This is a genomic window from Ruegeria sp. HKCCD7303 (assembly GCF_013111185.1).
Lineage (GTDB): Bacteria > Pseudomonadota > Alphaproteobacteria > Rhodobacterales > Rhodobacteraceae > Ruegeria.
Genome location: NZ_WVRE01000013.1, coordinates 65,254 through 84,744, shown reverse-complemented (window position 1 = coordinate 84,744; position 19,491 = coordinate 65,254). Strand labels below are relative to the sequence as shown.

16 protein-coding genes are annotated in these 19,491 nt (G+C 58.9%); 8 read left to right on the top strand and 8 right to left on the bottom strand.

Annotated elements, in window-relative coordinates; genetic code table 11:
- Both GS630_RS21480 and GS630_RS21475 read left to right on the top strand, forming a co-directional pair.
- Positions 1-542 (top strand): tyrosine-type recombinase/integrase (locus GS630_RS21480; RefSeq protein WP_171656719.1); only part of this gene is annotated, 542 nt, incomplete at its 5' end.
- Positions 543-791: 249 nt separating this feature from the next.
- Positions 792-2,594, top strand: a complete 1,803-nt coding sequence (locus GS630_RS21475; RefSeq protein WP_171621424.1) for a hypothetical protein — start codon at positions 792-794, stop codon at positions 2,592-2,594.
- Between the two features lie 22 nt (positions 2,595-2,616).
- Here the strand turns inward: GS630_RS21475 and GS630_RS21470 are convergent, their stop codons facing one another.
- A complete protein-coding gene (locus GS630_RS21470; RefSeq protein WP_171621425.1) occupies positions 2,617-3,639 on the bottom strand; it encodes a ParB N-terminal domain-containing protein in 1,023 nt (340 codons plus the stop codon).
- Between the two features lie 77 nt (positions 3,640-3,716).
- Positions 3,717-5,129, bottom strand: coding sequence for an AAA family ATPase (locus GS630_RS21465; RefSeq protein ID WP_253285960.1), 1,413 nt, complete (start codon positions 5,127-5,129; stop codon positions 3,717-3,719).
- 399 nt (positions 5,130-5,528) lie between these two features.
- On the opposite strand from GS630_RS21465, the gene GS630_RS21460 reads away from it, so the two are divergent.
- Positions 5,529-6,536, top strand: a complete 1,008-nt coding sequence (locus GS630_RS21460; RefSeq protein ID WP_171621427.1) for a replication initiator protein A — start codon at positions 5,529-5,531, stop codon at positions 6,534-6,536.
- Between the two features lie 4 nt (positions 6,537-6,540).
- On the opposite strand, the gene GS630_RS21455 is transcribed toward GS630_RS21460, so the two are convergent.
- The 3 genes from GS630_RS21455 to GS630_RS21445 all read right to left on the bottom strand — a co-directional run bounded on the left by GS630_RS21455 (position 6,541) and on the right by GS630_RS21445 (position 9,752).
- Complete coding sequence (locus tag GS630_RS21455; protein WP_171621428.1) at positions 6,541-6,744, bottom strand: hypothetical protein; 204 nt, start codon at positions 6,742-6,744, stop codon at positions 6,541-6,543.
- A gap of 382 nt (positions 6,745-7,126) precedes the next feature.
- Complete coding sequence (locus GS630_RS21450; RefSeq protein WP_171621429.1) at positions 7,127-8,497, bottom strand: nucleotide sugar dehydrogenase; 1,371 nt, start codon at positions 8,495-8,497, stop codon at positions 7,127-7,129.
- Between the two features lie 163 nt (positions 8,498-8,660).
- Positions 8,661-9,752 (bottom strand): NAD(P)-dependent oxidoreductase, encoded by a 1,092-nt coding sequence (locus GS630_RS21445; RefSeq protein ID WP_171621430.1) that lies wholly within the window; start codon positions 9,750-9,752, stop codon positions 8,661-8,663.
- A 171-nt stretch (positions 9,753-9,923) separates the two neighbouring features.
- On the opposite strand from GS630_RS21445, the gene GS630_RS21440 reads away from it, so the two are divergent.
- From GS630_RS21440 to GS630_RS22695, 3 genes are read left to right on the top strand one after another with little or no spacing between them, the layout of a single operon-like run.
- A complete protein-coding gene (locus tag GS630_RS21440) occupies positions 9,924-10,895 on the top strand; it encodes an NAD(P)-dependent oxidoreductase (RefSeq protein ID WP_171621431.1) in 972 nt (323 codons plus the stop codon).
- A 13-nt stretch (positions 10,896-10,908) separates the two neighbouring features.
- Positions 10,909-11,688: a methyltransferase domain-containing protein gene (locus GS630_RS21435; protein WP_171621432.1), complete on the top strand. Its 780-nt coding sequence runs from the start codon at positions 10,909-10,911 to the stop codon at positions 11,686-11,688.
- 38 nt (positions 11,689-11,726) lie between these two features.
- Positions 11,727-13,220 carry a GMC oxidoreductase gene (locus GS630_RS22695; RefSeq protein ID WP_171621433.1) on the top strand — a complete coding sequence of 498 codons (1,494 nt, stop codon included), beginning with the start codon at positions 11,727-11,729 and terminating at the stop codon, positions 13,218-13,220.
- 9 nt (positions 13,221-13,229) lie between these two features.
- Here the strand turns inward: GS630_RS22695 and GS630_RS21425 are convergent, their stop codons facing one another.
- The 3 genes from GS630_RS21425 to GS630_RS21415 form a co-directional block, all read right to left on the bottom strand.
- Positions 13,230-13,979 (bottom strand): polysaccharide deacetylase family protein, encoded by a 750-nt coding sequence (locus GS630_RS21425; RefSeq protein WP_171621434.1) that lies wholly within the window; start codon positions 13,977-13,979, stop codon positions 13,230-13,232.
- Between the two features lie 3 nt (positions 13,980-13,982).
- Positions 13,983-15,419, bottom strand: a complete 1,437-nt coding sequence (locus GS630_RS21420; protein WP_171621435.1) for an FAD-dependent oxidoreductase — start codon at positions 15,417-15,419, stop codon at positions 13,983-13,985.
- 131 nt (positions 15,420-15,550) lie between these two features.
- Entirely contained in the window at positions 15,551-16,477 is a 927-nt protein-coding gene (locus GS630_RS21415) for a glycosyltransferase family 2 protein (RefSeq protein WP_171621436.1), read from the bottom strand.
- A 307-nt stretch (positions 16,478-16,784) separates the two neighbouring features.
- Here GS630_RS21415 and GS630_RS21410 point away from each other — a divergent pair, with 307 nt between their 5' ends.
- Positions 16,785-18,221 (top strand): lipopolysaccharide biosynthesis protein, encoded by a 1,437-nt coding sequence (locus GS630_RS21410; RefSeq protein WP_171621437.1) that lies wholly within the window; start codon positions 16,785-16,787, stop codon positions 18,219-18,221.
- Positions 18,222-19,490, top strand: a complete 1,269-nt coding sequence (locus GS630_RS21405) for a glycosyltransferase (RefSeq protein ID WP_171621438.1) — start codon at positions 18,222-18,224, stop codon at positions 19,488-19,490.
- Position 19,491 lies beyond the last annotated feature (1 nt).

Genomic DNA, 19,491 nt, shown 5'->3' with positions numbered 1-19,491 from the left:
GGGGGTCCCGGCGGGATTGCCGCGACCGCGCCATCTTGATGCTGGGTTGGGCTTCTGGTGGTAGACGGCGCTCCGAGATCACCGGGTTGATGTTTGAAGACGTTTCGCTGAAGGAGTTCGACGAGAAAAGCCTGGTTTGGATTTCACTGCTGGAAACGAAAACGACAACCAAAGGTGAAACGCCGCGGCTGGTGCTGAAAGGCCGCGCAGCTCAGGCGCTGGTCCATTGGATCGAGGTTGGACAGATTATGAACGGGCCGCTGTTCAGACCAGTCTCAAAGGCGGATCGTGTGCTGAAACGTCGGCTTTCGCCGGACGCTATCTATCAGATCGTCAAACATCGCCTCCAGTTGGCAGAGTTGCCTGAGGACTTCGCCTCGCCGCACGGTCTGCGTTCTGGGTTCCTAACCCAGGCCGCACTGGACGGTGCCCCGATCCAGGCTGCCATGCGCTTGTCGTTGCATCGATCCATGGCGCAGGCCCAGAAATATTATGACGATGTCGACATTGCTGAGAATCCGGCGGCTGACTTGTTGGGGTAGCGTTGTAGCTTTTACCGGTACACCTAACCTATGAGTCCCAAAAAAGCGTGAACAACTCCAGATGCGTATCAGTTTTTTTGGTTTCGTAAAGAAACAAGCCCGGCTTACTCCCATTGATCGCGTGATCGAAACAGAACTGAAATTATCGTAAGATACATACGGCAAAATGAGTCTTAGGAAACCAAAGCTTCTCAAGCGCATATCCTGGCAATAGGCTGCGAATTGATTGAGTGGGTTCGGAGTATTTTTGTGTTCAAGAATTTCAATCTGACCGTCTTGCAGTCCTTGGTGATAAGCGCGGTTGTCTTCTGTATTGCCACACTGCCAGGGATGCTTCTGGACGGGTACAATCCCGATGACTGGCGACAACTTCAGGGGGCACCCGCAGGTGGTATGCCCCTAAACTGGACCACCGAAGAAGGCAGGTGGGCAATGGAAGCGCTTTATGTCTTTGTGATGGGAGAGCGGTTCCTGACGCCCATTCAGGCCCCTCTCGCCTTTGTTTGCCTGTTCTGGATTTCATGGGTCCTGGCACGCATCGTCATCGATGAGCCCCAAGCCCCACTCGCCGCGACCGTGATTTTCAGTCTGAGCATTTGCCACCTCTACATGATCGATGCGCTGAATTTCTCGTCGCACGTCTTCGCGTTTCCACTGGCACTCGCACTGTCTCTGCAGGCGTACCGCATCTTCTGGTATCTTGCCGAACGACCAATCGGTTTCGGCTGGTTTGCCCGCGCCTTTCTCGCAATACAAATGTTGGCTTTTTCCTGCGCGATCTATCAGCCATTCGCCCCATTCGGAGCCCTATTCATCGCACTGCAGATCATGCGGTATGACAAGTCTACCCCGAAAATCGTTACGCGGGCTGTCCTAATAGCCTTGGTTGGGTCTGTCTGTGCCATTCTCGTCTATCTGCTGGAGTGGCGGATCGCTGTAGGCCTGAGCTCCCATATCGGAGAAGCCACCCGTTTCAGCCAACCAGGCTCGGACCAGATCCTGCAAAAACTGGCGGCATTGCCATCCTTCTGGAAACGATTGCACTCAGGCGGGTTGCAATACACCCCCTGGATTATTCAACTGATTTACGCAGCCACTCTGGCAATGACACTGTTGGCATCCGGATGGGCGGCGCTCTGCGCTTTGCGGACAGCTGGTCTTGTCCCTGCGGTGCGGGTGGCATTGGGCGCCTTTGCGGGTCTCTTCATTCTGCCGGTGATCGCATGGTTTGCGTATACAAGCCTCTGGATGCCAGGGCGCGTGGTGGCCTATCTGCCTTTCGCGATATTCTCCGTTCTGGTCTGTTCCGGCCAGTTATGCGGCTGGTGGCAACGCGGCTCTGTCATTGGTACGCTGCTCAAAGGCAGCGCCGCAGGTCTCGTGGCTGTCTCAGTAGCGCTGAGTCTCATCGTCTGGATGGACCAAGTGGAAACCGGGCGGCGCGACACCACAGCCGCGCATGCAATCTTTGAACAAGTCTCAGAAACCCCAGGTTTTGATGGCACTAACTTTCGCATCTCGGGCGGGCTGAGCTATCCCGAACTCAGTTGGGGTGGACTTCTGGGATGGACCGTCTTTCATCGTAACAACCCAATGCCGGGTATCTTCACCGAGCTTTATGGTCGCCCGATGGAGCCGGTCTTTGTCGCTGACAGCCCCATACCGTGCCCTGCCTTTCCGGAACCAGGCGCGGTCTTTCACGACGGCCACACCATTCACGTCTGTTTAGAATCTTCATCCGGCCTGAAAGAGCAGGTCGATTGTATCGATGTCGGACATGATGAAGCACTGTGTCGAACCGAAGACATGCTTGTCTGGCAACGCCCCGCCTGCGAGGTTCTGCCCCTTGCAGGTGCCGCCACGCGCTTTCGACTGGAAAATGGTGATGGCCGGGAAAAGTTGGCTGTCTTCACGCTTGAGGATCCGGGCATTCCAATCGACGGGCGATGCCACTATGCGCAGCGTCTTGGCAGGTTCGAGTATAACGCTGTTGCTGTCGAACGCTTCAATGGAAAGGAATGGGATACAACCGAGGCTCAGACCATACCCTGACCAGTGTTTCGCGCGCGAAACATTAGCTGTCGCGGGATTGTAACCAAGCCCGCAGGTCCGCCAGGAATGCTTCAGACATTCCCCGACCGGAAAGAATGATCTGCGTTCCGTTCCGGTTCGGCTTCAGCTGAATGTTTCCTATTGTCTCTTTAGGGGATGTATCAGACTCTGATAAAGATGAATTCCCGCGTTCTGAGCTGCTGCTATTCACTGCCTGTGTCAGGGCAGACAACTCTGCATCCGATGTCTCGGCCCCGACTTTACCCAGCGTTTTGATAAGCGCAGATACCGCCTTTGGATCGTCCTTCAGGACCTTGGTTATCGACAGCCCCAATCGTTCAGGAATGGCCGAAGGGAACTGTAGATGATCATCCAGCGCGTGATAGATCGCGATGAACGAGCCGATCTTGGAACGTTTGGCCCGGCTGGCCGATGCAAACAGCCCGCGCAGGGCAGCGGCTTCATCCGGGTAAACCCCCTGCTCCGCTGCGCGTGCCACGATCCGGGCACGCTCGTAATAACTCAGCCCGACGCGGATTTCGTTTTCCTCGACCATGGCAACGTAAGCGTCTGATGCGCTCTGCGGCTGCCTGAGGAACGCGCGCACAGTTGCAAAGCGCGCCTCACCCGTCTCCTGTACCAGCGCCCGCAGCGCAGTCATGCGCCGCCAACCCGAGATCAGGCCATACTGCCCTTCGGTCAATTCCACGACCTCGATCGGTGTTTGCTGCCCGCGTGCCTTCAGGCTTTCCTTCAGCGCCTCCATATCCGCGTCATCAGCCGCCAACCGATCACGCACCAGATAGGTCTCCTCGATGGCGTCCAGCGGCAGGTCCTGCACCAAACGACCTTCGGCCCGGGCGGCACGCAATTCTCCGGACAGCTCTTCCAAAGCGGCCTGGGCAGCCGTGGCCCCGGCCACCTGTGCAACCGGCGGCGCGGCGCGGGGTGTCTCAGCGGGGGACATGGGGTTCAACCCGGGGGCAGGGCGATTGTCTTCCAGATAATCCGGCCGGGCTGGGGTCAGTCGTTTGCGTTTAGCCATCACTTTTTCCTTTTCCTGCTCGGATCAGACTCTGTTTCGAGTCATAGAAGACGTGTTTCGCGCGCGAAACATCGCACTCAGAGCGACAATTCCGGTGTTCCCGCCTCTTCGGCCTGCTGGGCCCGCTCTTCACCCCGCCAAACGCCAATCAACAGCTTCTTGAACGAAGCATAGGTGGCATCAAAGGTTTCTCGCCCGCGCACATAGGTCTCGCGGTTGAAATCGCGGTAATCCGCCTCGTAGATGCCGTTGACTTGTTCCCCGGCCTGACCAATCAGCGCCGTGTAGCCCTGCCAGTGTGGCGACAGGGTGCGGCCCAGATAGGCTTGCATCAATCCCGCCAGCTCGGCCTGCTGGCTGCCGTCATAGCGGGTGATGATTGTGCGCACCGCGTCCCACTGAAACGCCATCTCGGGCCGTCCAAGCGCGCGGGCGGCCATGTTCTCTCCATCCTCAATGGACTGGAACGTTGAATGCAGCATGTCGAAGAACCGACCGGTGGAGTCGAATTCCAGAAACGAGGCCCCCATGGGCACCAGCAGGATGTCCGAGGCCGCCAGCCCGTTGATCGTCAGATAGCCGAGGGCAGGGGGGGTATCGATGAAGATGATGTCATAGTCGTCCAGCACCCCATCCTCGTCCAGCGTGTCGGTCAGTGCATCCCACAGCTTCCAGCTGCGGCCTTGCATCCGCCAGACCGGAATTTGAAACTCGGCCCAGTAGAGGTTCAGCTGAGCGCCGATCAGATCGATATTCGGCCAATGAGTGGCCTGGATCAGGTCGCTGTTGCGGGTTTTCAGCGCCTCGGACAGGGTATCGTCAATCGGATGCGGCGCTTCACCCCGGTCAAGCCGCCCCTGATTGTCGCGGCGCAGATGGGTGGCGTAATGACGGGCGAGCAGGGGAAATACCGTCTGCCATTCATCGCTGACCTTGCCGCCGAAGATCGACGTCATCGAGCCCTGGCTGTCCAGATCAATGACCAGTACCTTGTAGCCGTCCAAAGCGGCAGACATTGCAAGATGCGCGCAGGTCGAGGTCTTGCCGACGCCGCCTTTGAAATTGGCCACCGAGACAATCTTGGCCGGCAACCCTTTGGGTCGGTAGGGACGGTATTCTTTTGCTTTGGATCCTTCTGATGCAAAATGTGTGCGCAGCCGCAGAACCTCATCCAGGGTGAACCACTTGGCGCCACCTTCCGTCTCGGACTGTCCCTGTGGTAAATCCGGGTTGCTCTTTAACACCCGTCGAAAATGGGCGGGGGCAACAGGGATCAGATATTTGGTGATTTCCCAAGTTGAAAACAGGCGCAGTTTTTTCTGTCCATCTTCTTCAAGACCCCGGTTTGCCAGATCTGCCCGCCCTCGGGCGCAGGCATCTGCAATCTGCGAGAACTCATGGGTTCCGGTTGGTTCGCCCAACTCAGCATGGGCCAGATCAGGATCGATATTGAAATAGGGGGGAAGCCCTTCGGACGGTGCTGCTCGCATTGAAAATCTGCCCATGTGCTATGTTTTTGGCAATATACCGCAAAATGAAGCATATGGAAGCATTGTGAGCACAAAACCGAATTTTCTAAGCAAAAATAAGGGGTAAATACCTTTGAAACGCTGCTTTTGAGAGTGAGGTAAAAAAATATCCAGTTAGAATCCTGTTATTTAATAGTTACAGCTGAATTTTAGTTCTTGTAACTATAAGAAAAGAAATAGATTTCTGCGATTCTTGAGTTCACTAGTGAATCTGATCCCACGATAGGGTGACTCTGAACCCACGTTGCAGTGACTCTGAACCCACGTTCCGGCGGCTTTACGCTTCCTGTGGATAACTCTACGGTAAGCGTCAATAAAACCACGAACAAAGATTCGGGCAGGACATATGGGCAGGGCAGTATGAGCGGGTCAGGGGCGTTGTTGCCTGACCGGCACCCAACGGGCGATTTTTTTGTATGCGATATCTTCGATGCGCTGCCCAAGACAGATATGGGGTCGATGGAGCATCCGATGTTTTCGCTCTCGACCCGGCCGGACCGGCGGATTCTGAATTACGAACATAACGGGGTCGAGATTACTGTGACGCCGTCGGTGCGTGGTTTGGCAACGATCCACGACAAGGACATCCTGATCTTCTGTATCAGTCAGCTGATGGCGGCGATCAATGCGGGCCGGACCGTCAGCCGGGTGTTACATCTGAAGGCGCATGATCTGCTGGTGGCCACCAACCGCGAAACCAGCGGTGACGGTTACAAGCGTCTGCGCGAGGCGTTCGAGCGGCTGGCCGGTACAAGGATTACCACCAACATCGTCACCGGTGAGAAAGAGACCACCACTGGGTTCGGTCTGATCGAAAGCTGGGAGATCGTCCGCCATACCCGGGCGGGCCGGATGGTCAGCGTCAGCGTGAAACTGTCGGACTGGCTGTTTCGGGCGGTGCTGGCGAAATCGGTTCTGACCCTCAGCCGCGACTATTTCCGTCTGCGCAAACCGCTTGAGCGTCGGATCTATGAACTGGCGCGTAAGCATTGTGGCCGCCAGCCCGAATGGCGGATTTCGGTCGAGGTGCTGCTGAAGAAGTCGGGCTCGGCCTCACCCCGGCGGGTGTTCCGTAAGATGATCCGCGACATGATCGCGGCCGATCATCTGCCCGATTATGAGATGACCGAAGAGCCCGGCGACCTGATCCGCTTTACCCGCCGCGGTCAGGTGGTCGAGGGACCGGACAAGCCGATCTTGCCCTCAGAGGCGCTGGAAGAAGCCCGGGCTATGGCGCCGGGCCGCGATGTCTATGCGCTGGAGGCGGATTGGTTGGCTTATTGGGCCGCATCGGGGCGCCCACAGATCAGGAAACCGCAACGGGCATTTCTGGGCTATGTGGCCAAGCGGGTCGCCGGGCGGGACTAAACGCTTAGCTGGAATAAGCAGGGTTTTGTTTCTGCACGCGTCTCTTCACGATTTTGACCGCGATAACAACGATGAGGGCAGCAATGATGAAGAGCCAGCCAAAGAGGATGTAGCTGCCCAGTACCATAAGAATGGACGCGCCGGAGAACAAAGCAATCCCAGCGGCGCACAGGCCGACAAGAATGGCTATTCCGATAACTCCGATCATGTTCTCCAAGTCCTCCAGCTCTGGTCTTGGTCTGGCTAGTCCCCGAGCGGGTGCAGCTATGCCATTGGGCAAATACCCAAAATGATTCCGCGATGAAATCATGGCAAAACTTTGGACCACTAAGGGTTAAAATTTGGTTATTTTTACCTGACGGAGCTTTGCTCCACTACTCGCGCAACACTGCTTATAATTTATTGAGACATGAATATGTCTGAGCAGATAGTTCCTTAAAACTTTTGTTACAGCAATATAGAACGCCGAGGACCCCTGAAAATGTGCAAAGGTCCGCCTATGGCACAGTTCTGTCAATCCGCGATCATTTGGATGGAATGGCAAACGCGCGTTCGTTTTGGCCATTGAATGATCAGAGGTTTTTTGGGGGTCACATCTTGACCAAACGCCCGTCCGTCACCTTGATCCCCTGCTTTTCAAAAACGTTGCGCGTGTCGAAGACCAGCGCCGCCTCGCGCGCAACCAGATCGTAATCCGGCGCGCTGTGGTCGGTGATTACAGCTACGGCGGCGTAACGTTTCAAGTTGTCCGCCGTCAGCGGCTGCGAGGTCCGGCCCGCCAGTTGCGGGTATTCGCCGCCTTCGGGCAGGCGCGGGAAATACGGATCGTGATAGTCAACCTCGGCGCCCAGCTTCTCCAGCTCGTCCAGTAACACCAGCGCCGGGCTGCGGCGGGTATCCTCGACATCGCGCTTATAGGCGATGCCCATCAGCAGGATGCGCTGTCCGGTCAGAGGCTGCCCGGTTTCCGCCAGCGCGGACCCGTTGCGCGCGGCCAGTTCTGCCGCCATCCGTGCCGCCAGCATCTCGGGCACCGCGTCATTGCTGGTTCGGGCCAGATTGATCAGCGGCGTATCAGATCCTGCATCCGCGGCGCGCCAGGCCAGATAGGCCGGAGACACCGGGATGCAGGCCCCACCAATTCCAGGACCGGGATAGAAGGGCATGAAGCCAAACGGCTTGGTCGCCGCAGCTTCGATCACTTCCCAGACATCCACGTCCATTGCTTCAAGCGCAGTCTTCAACTCGTTGACCAGCGCAATATTGACGGTGCGAAAGCTGTTTTCGACCAGCTTCACAGCCTCGGCTGTGGCGGCCGAGCTCACCGGCACGGCGCTGGTGACGATGGCGCGATAGAAATCCTCGACCAGTTGCCGCGATTGCGGATCGTCGGCACCGACCACCTTGGGAATGCTGTGCGTGTCAAACTTGTCATTGCCGGGGTCTTCGCGCTCGGGCGAGAAGGCCAAGAAGAAATCGGAACCCGCCCGCAGACCGCCCGCTTCGAGGATCGGCTGAACCAGTGTCGTCGTGGCACCGGGCCAGACGCTGCTTTCCAGTACCACCATCTGACCGGGGCGCAGATGCTGTGCGATGGTTTGCGCGGCAGCCGAGACAAAACGCATGTCCGGGTCCTGTGCGTCGGTCAGCGGAGTCGGCACACAGATCAGGATGATATCGGCCTCGGCAAGTGCTGCGGCGTTCTGCGTCGCACGGAATTTGCCGCTGGCCACCGCCTGCGCGATCCGGTCCTGTTCCAGGTACGAGATGACCTGATCGCCCTGATTGATCCGCGCCACCCGATCGGGGTTGAGGTCAACGCCGGTGGTGTCGAACCCCTTATCATAAGCCGTCAGCGCCAGCGGCAGACCGACATAGCCCAGCCCAACCACGGCAACCCGCGCATCGCGCGCCGCGATAAGCTGCTTGAGGGACTGATGGTGCGAGGTTTCGTAGTTCATAATCTATCCTGATCGTACAAAGTCACACTGAATTAAAATTAGCTTAGCAGATTGGAAACCTTCTCTCTTCATCGGATAGGGCAGATCGGGAACGAAGCCAACTAATTTGTCGTTCCCGGCAAAGACCCGGAATGGGTGTTTCCAAAAACAAGGCAGTCTTCAATCAGGGCGTCGATTGTTTTCGCATGTGCTCGATCCATTCAGCGAAGGAGACGCGGGGCACATAGCCGATCTGATCCTGTGCATGTCGGGTTGAAACCTCTGGCTGACCGGCAAAAAGCCTGCGCCCCGCCATGTCAGGCATCACGGGCCGGGGTTTTGCCAGCCGGGCCTGAACAGACCGTGCCCAGTCCGCGGCGGCCTCAACCCGGCGGCGCCCGACAAGGCGGCGCAGGTGCGCGCTGAGTTGCCCCGCCAGAGAGGGGCCCGCGGGCGTGCTGCTATTGGGCGGTGGGGCAGGGGTCGGGTTTGCGGCTGGATCAACCCGAACCTCTCCGCACCCGGCAAGCTGGGCATAGCCTTCGAAAAACGCCTTCCACCCCAGCGTATCCGGCCCGCTGATCAGGTATCGATCAACCCCGGTCTGTGGCGATGAGGCCGCGTGCAGGGCGGCCTGTACCGCGTCATCGACATGCACAGCCGGGCATTGTCCGGGCGGGTCGGGCAGGATGATGCCGCCCCGGCGCATCATCGCCAATGGCGTATTGGTCCAGAGCGCGCTGCCGGGTCCGTAGACGATGGTTGGCTGCAATATGGCGGCGTCGCATTTCCCCCGTAATAGTCTCTGTTCCATTGCTATTTTGGCACCGCGATAGCTTTGCGTACCCTCTGGAGTGATAGGGCTGCGTTCGTTGATCGGTCCGTTGGGCCAGCTGTCATAGACCACAGCAGAACTCAGATGCACGATACGTTTGCAAGACCCCTCTTCGGCGGCTTTGATGAGTGCGTCAAAAGCTGCGAGGTTTTCTGCGCCGGAGGCCCGGAAATCATAGGCCAGATGAAACAGAGCCGTCGTGCCGCCCAACGCCTGCGTCAGGGTCGGGCCGGGGTGCAGCGGGCAAAGCAGTGTCTTTGCTCCGGCCTGTTCCAACGCGGCAGCCCCGTGGCGCGTGCGTAGCAATACGGTCACGTCACATCCCAGCGTCAGCAGTGCATCGATCAGGCGTTGGCCGATAAAGCCGGTTGCGCCGGTCACAATCACGCGCTGGCCTGCAAGACCGTCGCCGGGGCGGGGTTCCAGGTGTTTTTCGGTCATGTCCGCAGGTTCAACATTCTTAATGCGATGTGCAACAATTCAGCCCTTTTTCCAAAACTGTGCAGGCCCGGCCTGTCCGCGCACCATAGCGGTATCTACCATTTGGTGGCCACAGATCCCTATGCTAAGCCTGTGGCATTAGAGTGGATTCTGTTGGTACGAGGGTTTTTCATGCAAATATTGATCACAGGCGGGGCCGGTTTTATCGGGTCACATCTGGCCGAGCGTCTGATTGGCAATGGGCATGAGGTGACGGTGCTAGATGATTTATCCACCGGATCGCTGCAAAACCTGTCCTCTGTTCAGGATCATTCCGCCTTTCGCTTTGTTGAAGGCAGCGTTTTGGATTCGGATCTGGTCGAACAGCTGGTTGGTGCAGCCGACGCGGTGTTTCACATGGCCGCCGCCGTCGGGGTGAAGCTGATCATGGATCAGCCCAGCCAGTCGATTGCGACCAATGTCGACGGCACGCAGAACGTATTGCGGGCCGCCCTGCGCCACAAACCCCTGGTTTTCATTGCCTCCAGTTCCGAGGTCTATGGGAAGGCATCAAAATTCCCGTTCAACGAGGATGACGACCTGACGATCGGCGCGACCAGCGTTCTGCGCTGGTCTTATGCCTGCGCCAAGACATTGGATGAGTTCATGGCTCTGGCCTATGCGCGTGAGGTTGACCTGCCAGTGGTCGTGCTGCGCTTTTTCAACACAACCGGTCCGCGCCAGACCGGGCGCTATGGCATGGTTGTTCCGAACTTCATTGAAGCAGCGTTGGCGGGTCAGCCAATTCAGGTTCATGGCACCGGTGAGCAATCGCGCTGCTTCAGCCATGTGGCCGATGTGATAGAGGCGCTCGTACGCCTGCTTGATGTGCCCGAAGCCCGGGGTCAGGTCTTCAATATCGGTGGTGAGCAGGAAGTGACGATCCGCGGGTTGGCCGAAAAGGTGATTGCCGCGACGGGGTCTGCGTCCGAAATCCGTCTGGTGCCCTATGAAGAGGTCTATCCGGAAGGGTTCGAAGACATGGCCCGCCGCCTGCCCGATGTCTCAAAGCTGCGGCGGTTTACCGGGTTCAGCCCGGCACGCACGCTGGACGATATCATCGCCGATATCATGGCCGAGAAACGCGCCAAAGCCTACGCATGAAGAGCCAATCACGATGACACCGGGACAAAGAGTTGAAAAGCTGGTGCGTGACACCGCGACCGTGCTGCTGCCGGAACGGCTGCGCAAATGGATCCGTAAACAACAACGGTTGCACAAGCTGCAATCGACCCCCGTGGGGGCGGTGGATTTCGGCGGGCTGCGGCGGCTGTCGCCGATCAGTGCTGTGTTCGGGCAGGATCGCGACCTGCTGACCATCGAACGCTATTACATGGAAGAATTCCTGCAAAACCACAGCGACGACATCCGTGGCCGGGTTCTGGAATTCGGTGATCCGGCCTATATCAAGAAATTCGGCGGTGATCGGGTCACGCAAGCGGATGTGCTGAGCTATGTCGAAGGCAATCCGCAAGCCACCATCGTGGCTGATATCACCGATGCGCCGCATATTCCAGACAACAGTTTTGACTGCATCATCATCACGCAGACCCTGCAGATGATCTTTGAGGTGGGCAAAGCGATCGCCACGCTCGAACGCATTCTGAAACCCGGCGGCGTGGTGCTGTGTACCTCGCACGGGATGACCCGGGTGGCGCGGCGCGAAGGCGTGGATGATTGGGGCGAATACTGGCATTTCACCAGCCAGTCCAAGCGTCACCTGTTCCGGGCTGTTTTTCCGGCAGAGAATGTCGAGGTGTCGACCGTTGGCAATGTCTTTACCTGCATCTGCAACCTGCACGGCCTTGGGGCCAGCGAAATTGCGCCAGAAGAACTGTCCACTCATGACCCCAACTATGAAATGCTGGTTCTGGTCCGGGCAGTAAAGGCGCAGTGAGCGACCTTGTCATAGGATCTGGTCCGGCGGGGGTTGCCGTGGCCCGCGCATTATTGGCGCGGGGGCGGACAGTCACGATGCTGGATGCCGGCGGCACCCCGGAACCCGGGATCACGGACCGGGTGCAGCAGATGTCCCAAACCCGCGCCGAAAACTGGAACGCCGAGGCGCGTACAGCCTGGATGGAGCCTCAGTTTCAGGCCCCGCAGGGCGAGGTGTGGCGCTATGGGACAGGTTACGCGTTGTCCCCACCTGCCCATACTCTGGCGGAGGGGGCGGAATGGTTCGCATTGCGCGCCTCGCGTGCGGCGGGTGGATTATCGAATGTCTGGGGTGCGGCGGTTCTGCCCTATCGGCAGGCGGATATCGAAGACTGGCCCATAACAGCCGACGATCTTGCCCCACATTACAAAGCGGTTGCGGAAATAATGCCGGTGTCCGGGCAAAAGGACGAGCTGCAGAATCTCTTTCCTGCCTGCGACATGACTGGTCGAACACCTGTTCCACCAACCGCACAGGCCGAGATGCTGCTTGCCCGTTCCAGGCAGAAGGCGAAGGCATTGCAGGGGGCTGGGATGCATGTTGGCCTTGCACGTCAGGCGGTTGGACCGGGATGCCAGACCTGTGGATTGTGTCTGCACGGGTGCCCCTGGTCGTTGATCTGGTCTGCAAGACAGACGTGTATGGCGTTGCAGGCAGAGCCAGGCTTTACCTACCGTGCGGATCATGTGGTGCGGCAGGTTCGCGAGGAAGGCGACGAAGTTGTCGTCACGCTGGAAGATGGCAGCGACATCCGGGGCGGGCGGGTGTTTCTGGCCGCCGGGGTGCTGGAAAGCGCGCGCATTCTGTTGGCCTCGCCCGGCCTTCAGGGCAAGACGCTGACATTGAAGGACAGCCAGCAGGCTTTCCTGCCGATGCTGCATCATTGGCGCGCGCCAAGGCGGCCCGATGTTTTGCCCTATCAGACGCTGCCGCAGCTTTTTGCCGAACTGGATGACCCTTCCGTGTCGCGGCAACTGATCCATGCGCAGGTCTATACCTGGAACGAATACTATGCCCGCGATCTGAAACAGAACTATGGTCGCCGGCTCCTTGGCTGCGGACCGCTGCTTGAGGCGCTGGCCCGGCGTCTGATCGTGGCGCAGGTTTTCCTGCATTCCGATCATTCTCATGAAATAGCCCTGCATCTGTCCGAGGATGGACGGCTACGCCCCGAACTGATCAAAAACCCGCAAACCGAAGGCACAATGCGCGCAGCACTTGCGCGCTATGGCCGGGCATTGCGGGTGCTTGGCCTGACCAACCTGTCTTTTGCAGCGCGATTCGGGGCACCGGGGGCCAGTTTCCACGTTGGGGGTGATCTGCCGATGTCAGATAGTACTAGCCTTGGTGAAAGCGACGTTCTGGGCCGTCCGCATGGCGCGACGCGCATTCACGTCGTTGATGCCTCTGTACTGCCAACCATCCCGGCGACGACAATTACATTCAGTGTGATGGCAAATGCCCACCGGATCGGAACGCTTGCGCCCTAATCCTGATTGTCAGTTAAGGGGCAGCACCTTGCTCAGCCCGCTGCGCAAAACACGCATCATTTTGCGCGCCGCAAGATAGGGCCCGCCGCGCCCGGCAAGATGCGCCTGCCAGCGGGCGATGTCGGTGAAATAGAACATCTCGAGCCGGGGCAGGTCGTGGATGTCATCTTTCGGTCCGGCGACACCCAGCCTTGTGCCGACCGAGGTGTCGTAATGCAACGCGATCTGCCTGAGCACGCTGCTGTTCGACGCGCCATAGGGCGGTGCGAAATGCCGGATAGGCTGGCCAAGCCGGGCAGCTATATCCTGCCCGGATCCGGTGACTTCTTCTTCCAACGCCTCTGCATCCAGCGTCGACAGATCTGGGTGGCTGACACTATGCGCTCCAAAACAAACGCCTTCCCCTGCCAGGGTTTCGATCCTGTCCCAATCCATCAGGGGGCGGGTGGGGATGTTGCCCCCGGCCCAGCTGTCACTGCCGCCCATCCGACCCGAGGGCAGATAGACGATCGGGGTGAAATTATGATCGCGCAGGATCGGCCAGGCAGTGTCGGCGAAATCTTCGAACCCGTCATCGAAGCTGATGATAACCACGCGCGGGGCAGGCGGGTTGGCCAGCGCATCAGGTGTGACCACCGGCAGGCCCGAGTCCGCAAGCGCCTGCATCTGGGCTTTGAACACCTCGGGTGCAATCGAGGTCGGCCCCGGCGCATCCGAGATCGAATGATACATCAGGATATCGGCCTGCCAGGCGGACATGGATCAGTCTTCCACCACATGGGTGGCAAAGACCTCGCGGTATTTGTTCCATTTCGCGCGGTCGACATGGCCCTTGCCGTCAATGCAATCCGCCGCGCCATAGGCCATGGCAAAAGCGTGGTGCGTATTATCGTGCGCAAAAAGGCCCTGCCGTCCAAATACGAGCAATCCGTCCATATCTGAGAGCCATTGATCCACCGTATCAAACCGCTCTTCATAGCCCACATCGTAAACCGGATAGGCATGGCTCAGCCGTCGGGTTTCGCAGCGGCGCACCGGTACCGTGACGGGCAAGCCCAGCTGGCCCAGCCATTTGGTGAATTCCTGCCCCAGTTCCTCGTCGGACATGGACCACCATTTTTCATCCGGGTCGCAGGGCAGCTCGGCACACAGAACAGTGACGCCCTTCGGCTCGCCACTGGCGTTATAGTTCTTGGGCTCTGACATGCGGCTGATCGGGATCGACAGTTCGGGGAAGTAATGCGCATCGAACTCGGTGAACTGGTCGGTCTCAAGCACCAGGTACAGCAGGATCATGCCCCGGAACCGGATCGCGCGGGCGGCTTCGACCACCTCGGCCGGAGCGTCGCCGATCAGGCGCGTCAGCCCGGTCAGCGGGATGGTCGACAGGATCAGATCGCCGGTCAGTTTCCGCTCGCCATCTTCGTCGCGGATCGTCAACCCGGTGATGCGGTTGCCGTCCCTATCGATGGCGGTGATTTCAGTGTTGAACAGAAAGCTGGCACCTTTGCTTTCCGCACTGTTCCGCATCGCGTCCGAGATCTGCCCAAACCCTTTGCGCGGATAAAAGAACCGACCCGCCGTTTCGCTGCGCAGCCCCGGCAGCAGGCGCAGCATCTTCATCAGGATCTTGCCGACCGAGCCGCTGCCCACCCGCCGTTCCGCCAGTTTCACCGCCAGCTTGTCCGGATCCAGACCCCACAGCTTGCGTACGTAAGGGAAATAGAAATTGTCCGAAATCGTCGGTCCCAGCCCGTCATAGAGCACGGTCGAGAACGTTTCGGGGCCTTCGCTTTTTTTGCGGAAGGGCTTCAGCGCCATGTCCCCGATCAGCGACGCGGCAAAGGGTTTGGGCAGGCGTAACAGCGCATCGGTCAATTTCAGCGGAAAGTGAATCCATTTGCCGCCCAGCCGGATGCGCCCATGGCGCGGGCGCAGCAGCAAGTCGTCTCCCAGCAGGGCTTTTACATCGGCCAGAACCTCGGGCTCGGCCGCCGGATGAAACCGGTGCGAGCCATAGTCGCAGATCACGCCTTCGACCGGGAACGAGGCCGAATTGCCGCCCGCAACAGGCGCACGTTCGATCACGGTGACCTTGGCCTGCCCGGTGAGGGCATGGGCAGCGGCCAGACCAGCCGGTCCGGCGCCGAGGATGATGATTTCAGGCTTGTCGCCATTGGGTCGGGAAACATCCGTCACTTGCACTCTTCCTTCTGGGAACTTGCCGGGGTGCTGAACCGCATCCCGGACATGGTCAGAACCAACCCGAACCAAGCAACTGAATCACCTGACACTGTCGGTGCGGATCGGAAAGCATGCTGCTGCGCGCCTCACGGTCTCAGATGCAGCCGCGAGATCATGTCGGCGATCAGCCCCAGCGACCAGATCATGATCGCCGCCAGGAACGAGAACACCGCCGTTTCACTGAGGTTCCAGTAGAACATGTCGATAATGAATTTTACTGTGCCCAATGTGAAAAACGCCAGACCCAGCGGGATGAACACGCGCAGCGGATTGAACAGCGTGCTGATGCGCAGGATCAGGATTATGAAGTTCAGGAAATCAATCGGCCGGATTTTCGACTTGCCCACCCGTTTGCCATATTCGATCGGCGTATAGATCATCCGCTTGCCATTCGAGGTCATGCACAGCGTGATCGTGGTGGTGAACGAGAAGTTCTGCGGCAGCAGCGGCAGGAACGGGATCAGCTCGGATTTGCGGAACACGCGCAGGCCCGAGTTCAGATCGTTGATCTTGCGCTCGGCCAGGAACGACGCAAAGGCGAACAGGAACTTCTTGGCCGGTCTGCGCAGAAGCGGCACGTTCTTCATCGCCGACCCCCGGTCGCCCACCACCATGTCCTGATTGCGGCACATCGCCAGCATTCCCGGCAGATAGCGTGCGGGATAAGTGCTGTCGGCGTCCAGAATGGCGACATATTCATGCTGCGCCATCCGCACGCCACGCTTGAGGCTGGCGCCGTAGCCTGAATTCACGTCGTTGAAGGTGACGGTGGCTCCGCTGGCCTCGGCCTCGGCGCGGGTATTATCCTGGCTGGCATCGTCCACCACGATGATCTCGTAAGGAATGCCCAAGGGTTCGAGATGGGTGCGCACATCCTCGACCGTGTGGCGCACGGCGTTTTCTTCGTTGAACGCGGGGATGACCACGCTCAGGCTCATGCCGGCGGTTTCCGATGCGATCAGCTCTTCGGATGTGGTGCTGTTCGTTTCCATCGGCTCTGCGACTTTGTTCATGAAAATGAAAACCTTTTATTCACTCAATAATCCCTGTCCCGGACCCTGCTGCCAAACTCGCGCAGGGGGTGGAACGTGACGGGCATAATTCCCTGTATTGCGTATAGTATTCGAACACGTACAGACTGAACATAGACAATAAATTTGACCAAATTCGACCGTTAAGGCGTCAAGTTTGTAATTACGTATACTGCGCGCAGTAGGTTTGAGTGTTTGAGCCATGTGTCCATCGGTACTTGGCGGGGTTCGGGCAATAGGAAGGAAACGGGTGTCAGGGCGGCAGAGTTTCAGCAGCGGAGTTGCCTGGATGTCGGCTGGTATCTGGGTTGAGCAGGCGTTCAACTTCATCATTTTTGCCATTCTTGCCCGTATTTTAGGGGTCGAGGCCTTTGGTCTTCTGGCGATGGTTGCAGCCTTTGTACTGTTTTCCGAATTCCTGGTACGCGAAACGATCTCCGACATTCTGCTGACCCATGAGGCGCTGTCACCAGAGCGGTTGAACTCGGTTTTCTGGCTGTTGGCGCTGCTGGGAGGCGTGTTGACGGTCGCGCTGTATCTGGGGGCGGGGCCGGTCTCAAATTTCTACAATGAGCCGATTGCGCGTGAATTGTTGATTGGATTGTCTCCAACGGTGTTGATGATTTCACTGACGGCGGTGCCGGTGGCGATCCTGCGCCGGGAAATGCGGTTCCGTGTTCTGGCCATCCGCGCAGCGCTCGGCGCGGCGGTCGGCGGGGTTGTGGGCATTGGCATGGCATTGGCGGGATACGGCGTCTGGAGCTTGGTCGGCCAGCGACTGGCGATGACGGCCACAAACATTGTGATGGCATGGGGCGCGGTATCCTGGCGCCCGGCGTTCCATGCGTCGCGGGATCACATGCGCAGGGTTTTGCATTTCAGCCATCGGATTCTGGGCCTGCGCGCGGCCGAACTGGCTGCGGTGCAGTCACCAGCGGTTATCATCGGCGCGATGCTGGGGCCGGTGCCGGCGGGGTATTATGCAATTGCCTGGCGCGTGATCGAGACCGCCTCGTTCCTGATTATCACGCCGCTGCGCACCGTGGCGCAGCCTGCCTTTGGTGCAGCAGCACGCGATGGAAGTCAGGCGACGGATTTGCTGATGGACGTTATGCGCCTGACCGGGTTTCTGGCCTTTCCAGCCTTTGCCGGGTTGGCGGTTCTGTCGGAACCGGCGCTGGTTTTGCTGTTCGGTCAGAAATGGGCTCCGGCGGCTCCGGTCCTGAGCCTGATGTCAGTGTTTGGTATCTATCTATGCGCTGAAAAGGTGCAGCAGACCTTTTGTCTGGCGGCGGGGCAGGCCGGACGTCTGGCGGTTCTGTCCTGGGTCGAGGTGGCGCTGGCAGCCGCCGCGATCGTGGCACTGGCCCCGTATGGCTTGCCGGTCGTCACAGCCGGTTTTGTGGCTGTTTTCCTGCTGATCTGGCCGCTCAAATTCGCCAATCTGGGGCATATCGCAAAGCTGTCCGGCCCGGCTTTGATGCGGCTGCATCTTGCGCCGCTTTTGCTGTCGGGCGGGATGGTGGCGGTAGTGCAGGGGGGGGTGTGGCAACTGGAGGGCCTGCCCCCGGCGTTGTTTTTACTGGTCGGCACGGTGGTGGGCGTCCTGACCTATGGTTTGCTGGCGTTTCTGTTCCAACGGGACAGGTTGCGCCTGCTGATTACGATGCTTGGGCCGCAAGCAGGGCCCCTGCCTGCAGCTGATACTCAGGGGATTGAGAGATAGATGAAGTCTTTGCGCATTTTGATGTTCACCACGTTTTATCCCCCCTACTCCTTTGGCGGTGATGCCATTGGCATTCAGCGCATGGCCCGAGCGCTTGTGGCGCGGGGCCACGATGTGACGGTAGTGCATGACGAGGACAGCTATCTGATCCTCGGCGGCAAACCACAGCCTGAAGCCCCCCCCGACGGGGTACGACGGATCGGGTTGCGCAGCCGCAATGGCATGATGTCGAACCTGTTGACCCAACAGATGGGCCGCCCGGTGGTTCATGGCGCGCGCATTCGCCAGATCCTGACCGAACGGCAACCGGATATCATCTGGCACAACAACACTTCGCTGATTGGCGGGCCCGGCCTGTTGCCGATGGGCGAAGGGCTGAAGATCTATGAAGCGCATGAGCATTGGCTGGTCTGCCCGACCCATGTGTTGTGGCGGCATGGGCGTGAGCTGTGCGATGACCGCCAGTGCCTGCGCTGCGTGTTGCAGCACAAACGGCCACCGCAGCTGTGGCGGTATACCGGGGCGCTGGACCGAGCGCTGGATCACATGGATCTGATCATCGCCAAAAGCGAATTCAGCCGCGCCAAACATCGCGAGTTTGGCTTGCGGCAAGACATGCAGGTACTGCCCTATTTCCTGCCCGACCTTGATCAGAGTGCCTTGCCGGAACCGGCGGCGCATGACCGCCCTTATTTCCTGTTTGTTGGGCGGTTGGAAAAGATCAAGGGGTTGCAGGATGTCTTCCCGGCCTTTGACCGCTATCCCGACGCGGACCTGCTGATTCTGGGCGATGGCGATTACGCGGATGAGCTGAAGGCACAGGCCGCAGGCAATGACCAGATCAAATTCCTGGGCCGCAAGACGCCTGACGAGTTGAATGCTTACTATCGTGGCGCACTGGGTTTGATTGTACCTTCGGTCTGTTATGAGACCTTCGGCATCATCCTGATCGAAAGCTTCCGTCTAGGCACACCGGTGATTGCCCGGCGTCTGGGCCCGTTCCCCGAGATCGTCGAACGGGCAGGGGGCGGGGAGCTGTTCGAAACCGAGGATGACCTGATCGCGGCGATGCGCCGTTTTCAGGACGGAGGCGCCGCGCGGGATCAGATGGCCGCAGCGGCGCGACAGGGGTTTGAAACACTCTGGCGCGAAGATCAGGTACTGGGCCGGTTTGGCGCGGCCTTTGCGCAGGCCGCGCATCGTGCAGGGCGGGCTGATCTGGCCCGTGCCTTGGATGCGGGTGCTTTTGAGAACGGCGCGGCGGACTAAC